This window comes from Bradyrhizobium sp. RDM12 (genome assembly GCF_051917485.1).
Lineage (GTDB): Bacteria > Pseudomonadota > Alphaproteobacteria > Rhizobiales > Xanthobacteraceae > Bradyrhizobium.
Genome location: NZ_CM133064.1, coordinates 6,115,058 through 6,126,976 on the forward strand (window position 1 = coordinate 6,115,058; position 11,919 = coordinate 6,126,976).

Below are 11,919 nucleotides of genomic sequence, written 5' to 3' on the forward strand. Positions count from 1 at the left end.
ATTTCGCCGGGACAGCCCAGAGTTTTTTTCTTCTATTTTGGCAGGGAGCTATCAATGCTGGCAGGTTTACTGGAAGTGGACGGTTCAATCGAACTCAAGCAGTTCTGGCCAGATGGCCGATCCGACGCGGATACCACAAAAGTTGTGCTGAACGTCGGACCGAACGCAATCAAGTTTCGAAAGGATGGCTCCTCACCCTTCCATCCCACACACGTCTTCGAGGGCGCAAAAGTCAAAGGCAGGACAATCACGGCGCCCATAAAAAATGGAAAAGTCACCATTCGCCTTCAGGGGATCGATGCAACCGAACTTCACTATCAGCCCTCGCCGCTTTCGACGGCGGAAAAGAGCGGGCGCCCGGCGGCGCAGCTGAAAGCCTATCACGATCTTGTGCACTCGTATCGACAGTTGCTCGGAGCTACTTCGACCAAGGCGCTGCACGACTTCCTCGGCTCAACCGGAAAGACCACGCTCGATTGTCGCGTCATCACGCAGGTTGATACCCCGAACGAGGTATTCGACACCTATGGTCGGCTGGTTGGCGATATTGAGGTCACGGTCAACGGTAAGCTGCTCAACCTAAATCATTGGCTGGTCGAACATGGTTGGGCATATCCCACGTTCTACTCGAGCATGACCAATGACGAGATCAATGCGCTGCTTGCGCTCGCCAAGACTGCACGATCGAACAAAACCTTGGTCTGGAAATTCCTGTCCCAAGTAATTGGACCCTTCGATTTCAATTTGCGTGAACCGCGCGTCGGCGATACGAGCGTGTTAGCCGCGGATAAGGGGTCTGCAATCTTTCCAAAGCTGTTTCGACGCTACACGAACTTCTCGCCGCGAAAGAAGGCGAAGATAACAGCGCAGAATTTTCGGGCATTTTTGGTGGCGGGATCAGGTGGGAAGCCCGACATCTGTTTCGAAATTGCTGACTTCCTGGCCAATGGTGTTCATTCGGCCACTCCGCACAATTTTGCGAACTTTGTGGCAGGGGGAAAACAATAAAGTTTCAGCCAGATAGTCTGGTTTTCAAGGAGGCTCCTCCACGTTGCTCGGACCGGACAACAAACCGGTCAGCCATTTCTGACCCCGGGAGCCTCTCCACCAATTTTGAAGATCCGACATGGCAGCCCCATGATGGCATCTCACAATCTGTGGAGGCCTGAACGCTTCATCGCGCTCTCGAGGCAAAGGTTCTTCCGCGCGCGTGAAGCGGCAACCCTGGGCGGCAGGTCACCCGCCCGATTGGCTGCCAACTTTCCCTGCGAATGATCCAGCGACGACCAGCACGCCGTCGGCAATCGCCACCGGTAGCGCGGCCAATCGTCTAGGGGCAGGCCCAAACACGACCTCTGCCGCGTGGCGGGGATCATACTCTGAATTGTGGCAAGGGCACTTGAGGACATACTCGCCGCCCTGCTCCGCTTTGACCCACTCTGAAACTGGACACGCGGCATGGGCGCAAATCGCAAAATAGGCAACGATACCGTCAGCCGCGCGAGTTCGGCTCGCGTCGTCAAGCTCGTCCGGCTCGAGTTTCAGCACCAGGATCTCGTTCAGCCGCGAACCGTTTCGGATGACCGACGTTTTCGGATCCTTCGGCCAGGCGCGAAGTGGCGGCCCTCCGAGTTTCAGATCATCGGGTTTGATGATCTCTCCTTCGTGCTCGCCTTCAGAGGTGACAAGCACATCGCCCTTCTGTGGTCGCTCATCGCTGCCCGCCTGATCCTCGGCAGCGGCCGATTTCGCTGCGAGGCACACGCCAGTCGCCAGAGCCGTCAGGAGAAGCGAACGTCGTTCATGATCAGGACAATGCATCATCTCAATCTCCGCATTGCTAGACGATAGATATTCAAGCCGCGAGTCCGTCGAAACGAGGGCGCCAGCCGCCGGTTCTTATCATCCGCCCCACCGGCACAATCACGGTTTGTGGGCTCCCTCGAAGCGAAGGGGGACAGCAAAGGTCAATCCGCCTCGAATTTCGTCGATGGAACGGCCGTTGGTCAGCGCGTGGCGGTAGGCGACATCGAAAGAGAGCTTGTCGTTGACCTGCCAAATCAGTCCTACAAGCCCCGAAACAGTCTCCTCGAGACCAAACTCCTTCTCGTAGAACACCTCTGCGACCGGCCGCACTTTCCAGCTTGCAGGCCCCTCCAGTATGGTTCCGACAAAGACGTCGGCCCGATGCTCGCGCGTCAGCAGCGTTTCCACGTTAAAATGAACTGTACCCCAATCCCAGCGCTGCGACGCGATCGCGGCCCAACTTGCGCCCGTGCCGCTAGTGCCGGTGCTATCGGGCAAGAGCACACCAAATTCAGTCGCCACGCTCGGTCCCGTCTTCTCCTGAAGGCTGCCGGGCACAACGACATGCTTGAGGAATGCGCCGGCATCGATCAGCTCAGTCGGACGGGATGGAAACAACGGCGTTTCGCCGCGGCCTTCGAACACCGCCTCCCAACCTTCGCCCAAGCCGATGTTCAGCACCGTCCATGGAGCAATGAGGGTACGCGTTCCCTGCTCGTGCTGGACGCCTGCTGGCTGCAATTCGACCTCGAGTTCGCCCGGCGCGGCCACAGCTGCGTCGGTGCCGTCGAACGGACGATAGGCGAAGGCTGGTCCGGCCCACGCGGCCGCGGCGAGGACGGTCGATAAAGCCGTAACATACCGCATAGAGGTAACCTCCCAGCAAGCATGGTCATACATCGATCTCAGGGCGACGGACGAAACACCCAGATTGCTGCGCTGTTTTCTCCCCTCGCTGGAACGGCGAGCAGCAATCGATCGAGCTCAGTCACGAACAGCGACGTTCTGGCTCCCGGAGCGGTCGCGATCCTGTCAATTCGTTCGTAGCTGTCGCCAGCGGCCGCAAGCACGTCTACGAATCCCTCTCCGCAGCTGACGTAGACACGGTTACGCTTGGGATCAACGAACAAGTCGTCGACATCCCCACAGGTCGACACCGCAGATGCCGGCGCGCCATCCGTCAAAGAGAGGACCCGGAGTTCGGCCGGATGCCGGAATGCCGCAAGAAGTCGCCCATGGCCCCGATCAATCGCCATTGCGAAGTTCGCGCCTCTGCCGTTGGTAGGCCAAGAGGAGATCCTCTGGCGTGTGATGCGATCCACAACGTCAATGGTGCCGGCATCTGGCAAGTTGACGAAGATCCGGGTCGAATTTTCATCCAGCTGAAAGCTCTCGGGGTGCGCCTTCAATGGGACATCTGCGATCTTGCTATGCGTTGAGAGATCAATGATCGCCAGGGCGCCGTCGCCGTGTCCGACGAACGCCTGCCCAGCCTTCGAATCAATACGAACGTTATCTGCGTCGCTTTCCAGCTCGATCTGTCCAATAGGGGACAGATCGCCGTCGTTGAAAAGTCTCACAGAACCGTCGCCGGCGTTTGCGACGTAAAGCGTATCTGTAGCCTGGTCGTAACCTACACCCTGCGGCCTCGGAAGGCGGCCGATGAGCCGATCCAGCCGTTTGGCTGTGAGGTCAACGACGGCCAGGCTGTCGTTGCCCAGCGCAGCCACGAACAGACGACGCCGGCCCAGATCGACCGCCATGTGGTCGATCCGGCCGCGCACGTCGCCGAGCGATATCTTGCCTTCCAGTACGAGTGGTGGGGTTTCGGCACCTGATGCCGTCGGGCCCCTCGCGAGAGCAATCCCCGCAAGAAGCGCCACCAAAATAGCGAAAGACGTTCGGCACATGTTCAATCTGCCGTTTCCGACGTTGCACGTCCCTTGGGGGCGCAGACCGCTAGTCGAGCCGTTCTGAAGCGGTCGAGAATCTCTTCCCTTGCAGGAGGACGATCTTGGCCTCCGGACGGTCATCCTTAAGCTCCGCGACCGCACTTACGACGAGTACCTCGGTTGCCTCGTGCTTTGCCTGTCCCTTCGCTTTGGTTGCTGCGTCCGCCAGCTTGAACTTTGCCCTGTCCATTGCGGCTTTTTGCGACTTGGCGTGTATGAGGTCTTCGCCTTCGGTTATTGGCTCAACCTTGGCAATATTTCCAGTCATGTGATCGACAATCACCTCGAAGAACTTGCCTTCCTTAGCGGTATAGACGGAAAGCTGGAGCTTGCCTTCTTCGACTTCAAATTTTCCAGAAATCGGCTGACCTTCCCGTTCACTGGCCGTAAAACCCTGCTGCAAGCTTACCTTCGCGCCGCTCAATGCATTCGCCAATTCAGCCTGTTCTTGATCCGGACCAATCGCAAGAGCCAGCCGCTGGCCGGCTAAAGGCGTCGTCAGGACAACCAGGAGACCGGACACGGACGTAAGTAACATTTTTCGTCTTGTCATGGGATACCTCCTTACATTTGACCGAGATGCCCCCTGCCCTAAATTAAGCGATCACTTCACCATCACCCACGCGGGCTGCAGCAGCGGATAGGCAATCAGCATCGGATTACTCACGTTCCAGCGGAAGAGCACGGCGAGTGAGACCACGCCGATCAAGACGGTCAGCCAGTCGCCGATCGCGATCTTTCCGAGCAGCACACAAGCCCCCAGGATGGTGCCGATCGCTGCAGCGTAGGCGCCCTTCACAAAACCCTGGATATTGGCGTTGCCTCGATGCCGCGCCAGGATGGGTGCAACGATCAGAACCAGCAGGAACGACGGCAAGAAGATGCCGATGGTGGATACCAGCGAGCCCCAAAATCCCGCAACGAGATAGCCGACGAAAGTCGCCGTGATCACGACCGGTCCGGGACTGATCATGCCGATGGCGACAGCGATCAGGAATTGACGTTCGTCGAGCCAGCCATATTGCTGCACCAGCCCCTGTTCAAGGAACGGCACAATGACGAGCCCACTGCCGAAGGTCAACGAACCTGCCTTCAGGAAGAACAGCATGAGCTTGCCAAGCGTCGATCCCGTCGCGACCGGTGCCATCGGGGCCGCCGGCACCACCGCCACCACCATGGGAAACACCGCGGGCGTTCGCTTGAACAGACGACCATAGTAGAGAATGCCAACGATGCCGGCGCCGATGAACAGCAGCGCGCCCTCGGCCTGCAGGATGATCGTCACCAGAAAGCAAACCGCTGCGATCACCCATTGAAGCCAGTCTTCCATGCCGAGCTTTGCCAGCCGATAGCAGGAATGCAGAATGAGCGCGATCACGGCTGGGCTTACGCCGTAGAAGATTGCAGTCACCGGCTGAAGATCACCGAGATAGACATAAAGCGCGCCGAGAGACGCGACGATGACGAAATTGGGTAGGATAAAGCACCAGCCTCCTACCCACGCGCCCCAAAACCCGCAGCGCAGCCAGGCGATGTAGACGCCGACCTGGATCGCGAGAGGTCCGGGAAGCGACTGACAGATCGCGATGGACTCTCGCATCTGCTCCTTGCTGAGCCACTTTTTGTCATTGACCAACTCGCGTTCCATCTGGCCGACCAGGGCAACGGGTCCGCCAAAACCGAGAAAACCGAGCCGCAGGAAATAGAGCGCGAGTTCGCCCATCCGGCCACGCTCGGGTACTGCGGTCGTTGTCATGTCAAAACTCCCCTCTTATTGCGCATCGGAAATGGGCTGAAGTATGCCGTCCAGGGGCGATTCCACTCCGGCGGTCGTCAGCGTGAAGGTCTTGCCTGACCGTGCAACCTCAAAGCAGCCGTCAACCGGCTCCTGGAGGTAGAGGCAAAGCTGGTCCTTATCGACGACCCACTTGCCGCGCTTCTTCACCCCTAACGTAAAGCTGCGCAGCGTGCCGTCGCGTTCGTAGGCCAGACGGTAGTGCACCTCGTCGGTAAGCTGCATCCGCGCGAACTTCGCCCGGACTTGCGCCCCGGACAGCTTGTGGACGCCTTCAGCGTCAACGAATGCGGCATCGAGAGCAACGAGGCTCCCGATGCCGGCAAGGATCGCGATGGAACGCAAACTACCCAACTCAGCCTCTCATTTTTTGCAAGCTTTGAGGCACATCTGGTACTCGGTGTTGCAGGCCGGCCCGGCGTAGTTCTTCATGCACGCCTTTTGCTGCTCCGCGCATATCTTGCAGGACGTTTGAGCCTGCGCCGCAGCGCTCAGCGCAACGAGGCCCGTCAGTAGCGACAACGTAAGGACCAGATTTCGCATTCGATCTTCGTCTTTTGAAACGCCTCATCCCGCGCCAGCCTGTCCGGCGCGCGGAGTAGTCAAGTCTTGCTAACTCTTGGTCCTGGCGGTCTTGTCGAGCGCCGCGCGCAAGCCCTCCGCCAGCTTGACGGCGTCGTCATTCGCCCAGAAATGCATGAAGAACAGCCGCGGCTGCTCGTCCAGCATATGACTGTGCAGGGCGGTCACCTCGATGCCATGTGTCCGCAGCGCCAAAATGACCGGGTTGACCTCGTCGCCGGTCAACACGAAGTCGCCCGTGATGGCGGCCTTCCCGCCCCCGGTCGGCTGGAAATTAATCCCGATCGCGACCCCCATCGGGCCGACGGGGGTCAAGGGCATGCCGTCCTGCGTGATCGGGTCTCGCCGCTTGACGTTGAATTGGTAGACGCCGCCGTTGGCCTGGCCCTTCACGCCGATGATCTGGTCGAGCTTGGCCGTGTCGAGATCGACCGCGGGCGGTGGGCTCGCCGGCGCCCCGACGGTCAACGGCGTCTTGCTCTCGGCCAACGCATCGTGGATCGCCGAGGCCAGCTTGAGGGGGTCGCCGTGGCCGGCGACGTGCATGTAGAACGTCGCCGGACTCGCCCGCAGCAGATGGTTGTGCACGGCGGTGATCTCGAGGCCGTTCTCGATCATCTTCGCCATCACGGGATTGATTTCGGTCTCGAGCAGCACAAGATCCCCCATGACCATCGCGCCGCCGTGTCGGGGCTTGAACGCGACCCAGCCGCCCAGTGCCAGGGAAGGCTTGATCGTCACCCCGTCCAAGGTCACCGATAGGTCGCTGCGCGGGAACCCGTAGCGATGGACATCCTCGGAGACCGCTGCTTTCCTACCGAGGGTCTCGTCGACCTTTTGCCAATCGATCGCTTGCGCGCGTGCCATGTCGACGAAGGATGGGTAGCCGAGAGCGAGGCCGATCACGATCAGGGGCCAGACTGTGCGTTTCATCGTACTCCTCCACCTCAGTTTCGTTCTTTGATCTGGCCGCCGCTGTCGACGACGAGCGTCACCGGCTTGCCGTCCTTCACCGCCTTGACGGTAGTGCCTTCGGCCGTGGACTTGACGTCTCTCACCTGCGAGTAACCAACTGCCTGGATCTTGGCGACCAGTTCGTCCTGACTCAGGGCGTGGCCGGGCGAGAGCCCCGCCGCAAGCGCCACGAAGAGCGTTGCCCGATAGATCGTCGATGTTCGCATGTCTGATCTCCTGGTTGTCCCTGCCCCAGAAGTCCTTCCTGCGTCCGGCCTCACCTGACCTTCTTGGTCGGCCAGTTGTGCGTCTCCTTGGTCCCGTCGCGGCACCATCGGTAGAACGCGTGGTAGAGCGGGTAATCGGCGTTCAACTGTTCGAGGTCGTCGCGAGCGCCGAACGCCGCCAGGAATCGGTGCGGGTCGGCCGAAAAGTTCTCATCGGTGCGCCCATCGATGAGCGTCGGCGCGGGCGCAGTGCCTACCGATGGAGACAGTATGTTGGGTGAAATAAAGGTGCACGATGCTGACATGCTGCGCCCTTGGTGATCAGGACGCGATTCTTCGGCATGACGCCTCGCGGGGAGATCGCACATCCCCGTAGCGAGAATAAAAACCCGGATGGCAGGGCTGTCAACCTGGCTGTGCCGAACGATTCCATGAAATGCCGCACCGACATCACGAATTTTTTAGCGGCCGAATGGAACGAAATTGATCCTCGGCCGGGGCGCCTTTCCATCCAAAAAGAGAACGGGCACTTGATGGTGCCAAGCGACCTCCCGTAGACTGACCAAGCGGGATGAAGCAGACTCCCGGCGAGACTTCGGTCCAAGTTCTGCGCAGCACGCAATACGTGGAGCTTGCGCATGTATACCGAAACACAAACCTTTCCCCGACGTACCGTCGCCATCCTATCGCGAGGAGATGCTGCCGCGCGTCGAGATGCCACCTCGAAGAACGGCCGCTTCGTCGACGTCTTCGAAGCGCTCGCCGCCGTCGGCGTCGAAGGGCAACCCGCAATCTACGACGAAAGCTTCGCCGACGCCGTCCGGGAGCAACTGCTCGCGGTGGATGGCGTGCTCGTCTGGGTCAACCCGATTCAAAACGGTCGAAACCGCGTCAGTCTGGACGCCATGCTGCGCGACGTCGTTAACCGGGGCGTTTGGGTCAGCGCCCATCCCGATGTGATCCTGAAGATGGGCACCAAGGAGGTGCTCTATCGCACCCGCGCGATGGGCTGGGGAAGCGACACGGCGCTCTATCGGACCGCCGGAGCGATGCGCGCCGAGTTGCCGACGCGGCTCGCCGCCGGCCCGCGTGTGATCAAGCGCAATCGCGGCAACGGTGGCCAGGGCGTGTGGAAGGTCGAAAGTTTGCCGACGTCCCCGATGATCAGAGTGCTGGATGCGACCAAGGACACGCCCGAGGACCTGACGCTGGATGATTTTCTCCGTCGCTGCGTGGAGTATTTCGCGAACGGCAGCGTAATCGACCAGGCGTTCCAGCCTCGCGTGAGCGAGGGCGTTGTGCGTTGCTATATGGCAGGCGACCGCTGCGCCGGCTTCGGCCACCATAAGGTCAAGGCCCTGGTCGACTCGCCGGCCGCGCGCGGCGAGGCCGGGCCGCGGCTCTACTCCTCCAACGCAGACCTGCGCTTCCGGCGGCTGCGCCGCCTGATGGAAGAGGAGTGGACGCCGCAGTTGACCTCGTTGCTGGACATCGCGCGAGGTGACCTGCCCGCGATCTGGGATGCCGACTTCATGCTCGGCCCCGTCCAGGCCGACGGGGGCGACAGCTACGTGCTCGGCGAGATCAACGTCAGCTCTGTGCATCCGTACCCAGCCGAGGCGCCGGCCGAGATCGCCCGACGGGTCGCCGATCGGCTGCAGCTGAAGCTTTGACGCATGCTGGCGGTCAGCGCGCTCAAGCGCTTGCACCTCTGCGTCTCATTCGACTTGCAGGACGGCGAATGCGTCGCCCTGCAGGGACCGTCCGGCGTCGGGAAGACCTTGCTGCTTCGCTCCATCGCGGACCTCGACCCCAACGAAGGAACGGTCAAGCTTGACGAAACACTGGAGGAGGCGATGCCCGCGCCGGCCTGGCGAAAGCGGGTGACTTATCTCGCCGCCGAGCCCGGCTGGTGGTCCGACGCCGCGCAAGAGCACTTCACAAACTGGGATGATGCCCTGCCGCTCGTCGAGCGCCTGGGGCTTCCGACCGACTGCGGACCTTGGCCGATTCAGAGACTTTCCACGGGCGAGAGACAACGATTGGGGCTTGTGCGGGCGCTCATGCTGCGGTCGCGCGTGCTGCTGCTGGACGAACCAACCTCGGCGCTCGACTCGGCATCCGCCGCCGCCGTTGAATCCCTGATCGCCGAGCGCATTGCGAATGGAACGAGCGTCATCTGGAGTACCCACGACAACGCTCAGGCCCGCCGGGTCGGATCGCGGATATTCCTGATGGGCCCCCATGGTGGCATCGAGGAAAAGCGGCCATGACCTACATCCAGCTTTCGTACAGTGATCTTGCCCTACCCGCGCTCCTTGTCGTCATGGATGGCCTTCTCTCGCTTGTTCTCCGCCTCAAGCTCGAAAGGCAACTGGCCATCGCGAGTGTACGCATGGTGGTTCAACTCGTCCTCGTTGGATATGTGCTGACGTTCCTGTTTGCCGCGGTATCGCCACTTTGGACCGCCCTCGCCGCCCTCATCATGGTTCTCTTCGCCTCGCGAGAAATCGTTGCGCGGCAGAAGCGGCGCCTTGCGGGGTTTGGAAGTACGGCCTGGGCGCGGCATGCACGCTACTCGCCGCCGGTACCGTCACGATGTTCGCGCTCCTGACGGAGCTACGGCCCGATCCTTGGTATCATCCGCGTTATGCGCTGCCTTTGCTCGGCATGATCCTGGGCAACACCATGACAGGAATAGGCCTGGGCTTGGACATGTTGACAAACAGCGTGGTGCGCGAACGAGCCGCCGTCGAAGCTTGCCTTGCGCTCGGCGGCACCCGGCACCAAGCCCTGCTGCCGATCATACGGGATTCACTGAGAAGCGGCTTCATGCCGATCATGAACAGCATGGCGGCGATCGGCCTCGTTTCCTTGCCGGGGATGATGACAGGTCAGATCCTCGCGGGCGTCGAGCCGGTCGATGCAGTAAAATATCAACTGCTGATCATGTTCCTGATCGCCGGTGGCACCGGATTTGGAACTCTTGCTGCCGTTCTGGGAGGCGCACGCCTGCTGACCGATCGTCGACACCGGCTACGTCTCGACCGAATTGCGAGCGCAGGGGTGACGACCTGACGAGACCGTTCGACGCGCTTGCTTTGCCGGCGCGGGATTGACGGTCATTTTCCCGTCCGTCGCCGTCTTCAGCGAGATGCATCCTCACGGTTTGGCAAGCAGGGCCGGCACGATCAGCGAAAGGCCAGCAAGCAGGATCAGTATCAGCACCACTTTGCGGAACACCTCGTCGTCGATCTTTCCGTACAGCCTGAAGCCGCTCCAGAGGCCAACGAGCAGAAACGGTAGACCGAGCCCGTACAATTTGACGGTGTCCGCAGTGAAGGCGCCGGTGACGGCCATCGAAATCGAGATCACCACAAAGGCCGCGAACAGCACCGGCTGAAACACCGCCCGTTGCTCGTCCCGCTTCCAGCCGCGCCATTGGCAGGAGATGGTCGAGACGACGCCTCCCAGTCCGGTCAGTCCGCCAACTAAGCCGTTGACGAAGCCGATGCCGATGTCGGGTGCTGTGCCAATCTTCATCGGCTTGAACGCCGGCCGGGCCAGGCTGTAGATCGCGTAAAGTACCAGCAGCACGCCGACGCCGAGCCTCATGTAGAGCGGGTTGATGTAGGTCAGCAGGAGCACGCCAATCGGGATGCCGATCGTCGTGCCGAGCGACAGCGGCCAGATGGCCCGCCAGTTCAGCCTTTGGCGCAGTTTCAGGATGCCGTAACCCTGCGTGAGCAGGCCATATCCCGCAATCAGTGCCGCGGTCTGGACCGGCGTGATGATATGCAACCATACGCCGGACACGACGAGCCCCATCGCGAATCCAGAAAACCCGCTGACCAAGCCGCCGGCAAAGGCGGCTAAACAAAAAAGAACCAGAAACATTCCATCCATCGGTCGCTCCCTCCAGGGCGTTTTCCCCTCGTCGACCGGTCTTATTTCGCTTCGCCGAAGGTGATTTGATCGAACAGCGTCACGCTGTCGGCCTTGGTCCACAGCCCGACCTTGCCGGCATCGACGAAGGTGGTATCCTCTACCTCGAACAGTTGCTTGCCATTGAACGACACGCGAAAGCGCGAGCCGCTGAAATCAACGCGAAGGCTGTGCCAGGCGTCGGCCGATACCTTAACTCCGATTCCGTACCCTCCTTTGCGGCCAACAATGTCGAGCGGGCTGCGGACGCCGTCAAAGGTCTTGTAAAGAACGACGTTGTCCTCGAGCGCATTGGCCCGGGTCACGTAGTAGTTGTTCGCGTCCTTCGCGCGCCAGACGACGCCGGCGGCGCGGTCCTGCGATCCCGCGACGGCCTTGAATTTGATCTCGACAAAGCCGTCCTTGATGCTGCTGTCGTTCTTCAGCAGCAGGGGATACGTCGCGCGGCCGGATTGCTTGAGCACCTTCGACTTCGACGGTGCCGTCTCGTCGCTTTCGACCGTCCATTTTGGGGCGCCCGAGCCCGTTAGGGTCGAGGTCCAGCCCTCGGGCGCGACACCCGTCTGCGTGCTCTCGAAGCTGATCGCATGGTTCGACATGTCACTTACTCCAATGAAGGAAATCATGGTTCCGATGATGGCCCAGCGGCGTTGCGGGT

14 protein-coding genes and 1 pseudogene are annotated in these 11,919 nt (G+C 60.7%); 4 read left to right on the forward strand and 11 right to left on the reverse strand.

The annotated features are described in order from the left end of the window. Positions 1 to 54 precede the first annotated feature (54 nt). A complete protein-coding gene (locus ACTGJ9_RS29960; protein WP_456674002.1) occupies positions 55 to 1,008 on the forward strand; it encodes a thermonuclease family protein in 954 nt (317 codons plus the stop codon). A gap of 228 nt (positions 1,009 to 1,236) precedes the next feature. On the opposite strand, the gene ACTGJ9_RS29965 is transcribed toward ACTGJ9_RS29960, so the two are convergent. The 9 genes from ACTGJ9_RS29965 to ACTGJ9_RS30005 all read right to left on the reverse strand — a co-directional run bounded on the left by ACTGJ9_RS29965 (position 1,237) and on the right by ACTGJ9_RS30005 (position 7,621). Next, positions 1,237 to 1,824, reverse strand: coding sequence for a QcrA and Rieske domain-containing protein (locus ACTGJ9_RS29965; protein ID WP_456674003.1), 588 nt, complete (start codon positions 1,822 to 1,824; stop codon positions 1,237 to 1,239). Between the two features lie 99 nt (positions 1,825 to 1,923). Continuing rightward, positions 1,924 to 2,673 carry a hypothetical protein gene (locus ACTGJ9_RS29970; protein ID WP_456674004.1) on the reverse strand — a complete coding sequence of 250 codons (750 nt, stop codon included), beginning with the start codon at positions 2,671 to 2,673 and terminating at the stop codon, positions 1,924 to 1,926. Between the two features lie 38 nt (positions 2,674 to 2,711). Next, positions 2,712 to 3,569: a YncE family protein gene (locus tag ACTGJ9_RS29975; RefSeq protein ID WP_456674005.1), complete on the reverse strand. Its 858-nt coding sequence runs from the start codon at positions 3,567 to 3,569 to the stop codon at positions 2,712 to 2,714. A gap of 196 nt (positions 3,570 to 3,765) precedes the next feature. Continuing rightward, positions 3,766 to 4,311 carry a hypothetical protein gene (locus ACTGJ9_RS29980; protein ID WP_456674006.1) on the reverse strand — a complete coding sequence of 182 codons (546 nt, stop codon included), beginning with the start codon at positions 4,309 to 4,311 and terminating at the stop codon, positions 3,766 to 3,768. 51 nt (positions 4,312 to 4,362) lie between these two features. After that, complete coding sequence (chrA, locus tag ACTGJ9_RS29985; RefSeq protein WP_456674007.1) at positions 4,363 to 5,514, reverse strand: chromate efflux transporter; 1,152 nt, start codon at positions 5,512 to 5,514, stop codon at positions 4,363 to 4,365. A 15-nt stretch (positions 5,515 to 5,529) separates the two neighbouring features. Continuing rightward, positions 5,530 to 5,898 carry a hypothetical protein gene (locus ACTGJ9_RS29990; protein ID WP_456674008.1) on the reverse strand — a complete coding sequence of 123 codons (369 nt, stop codon included), beginning with the start codon at positions 5,896 to 5,898 and terminating at the stop codon, positions 5,530 to 5,532. A gap of 267 nt (positions 5,899 to 6,165) precedes the next feature. Further along, positions 6,166 to 7,068 carry a DUF1259 domain-containing protein gene (locus ACTGJ9_RS29995; RefSeq protein ID WP_456674009.1) on the reverse strand — a complete coding sequence of 301 codons (903 nt, stop codon included), beginning with the start codon at positions 7,066 to 7,068 and terminating at the stop codon, positions 6,166 to 6,168. 14 nt (positions 7,069 to 7,082) lie between these two features. After that, a complete protein-coding gene (locus ACTGJ9_RS30000) occupies positions 7,083 to 7,316 on the reverse strand; it encodes a hypothetical protein (RefSeq protein ID WP_456674010.1) in 234 nt (77 codons plus the stop codon). A gap of 50 nt (positions 7,317 to 7,366) precedes the next feature. Continuing rightward, entirely contained in the window at positions 7,367 to 7,621 is a 255-nt protein-coding gene (locus tag ACTGJ9_RS30005) for a hypothetical protein (RefSeq protein WP_456674011.1), read from the reverse strand. A 333-nt stretch (positions 7,622 to 7,954) separates the two neighbouring features. Between ACTGJ9_RS30005 and ACTGJ9_RS30010 the strand changes: the two genes are divergently transcribed. The 3 genes and pseudogenes from ACTGJ9_RS30010 (at position 7,955) to ACTGJ9_RS30020 (ending at position 10,394) form a co-directional block, all read left to right on the forward strand. After that, positions 7,955 to 8,989, forward strand: coding sequence for a Cj0069 family protein (locus ACTGJ9_RS30010; RefSeq protein WP_456674012.1), 1,035 nt, complete (start codon positions 7,955 to 7,957; stop codon positions 8,987 to 8,989). Positions 8,990 to 8,992: 3 nt separating this feature from the next. Further along, entirely contained in the window at positions 8,993 to 9,589 is a 597-nt protein-coding gene (locus ACTGJ9_RS30015; protein ID WP_456674013.1) for an ABC transporter ATP-binding protein, read from the forward strand. Continuing rightward, positions 9,586 to 10,394: pseudogene (locus ACTGJ9_RS30020) on the forward strand (ABC transporter permease). The gene ACTGJ9_RS30015 and the pseudogene ACTGJ9_RS30020 overlap by 4 nt, the downstream one beginning before the upstream one ends. Before the next feature lie 84 nt (positions 10,395 to 10,478). Here the strand turns inward: ACTGJ9_RS30020 and ACTGJ9_RS30025 are convergent. Further along, complete coding sequence (locus ACTGJ9_RS30025) at positions 10,479 to 11,222, reverse strand: TSUP family transporter (protein WP_456674014.1); 744 nt, start codon at positions 11,220 to 11,222, stop codon at positions 10,479 to 10,481. Positions 11,223 to 11,263: 41 nt separating this feature from the next. Beyond that, positions 11,264 to 11,860 carry a hypothetical protein gene (locus tag ACTGJ9_RS30030; RefSeq protein WP_456674015.1) on the reverse strand — a complete coding sequence of 199 codons (597 nt, stop codon included), beginning with the start codon at positions 11,858 to 11,860 and terminating at the stop codon, positions 11,264 to 11,266. Positions 11,861 to 11,919 lie beyond the last annotated feature (59 nt).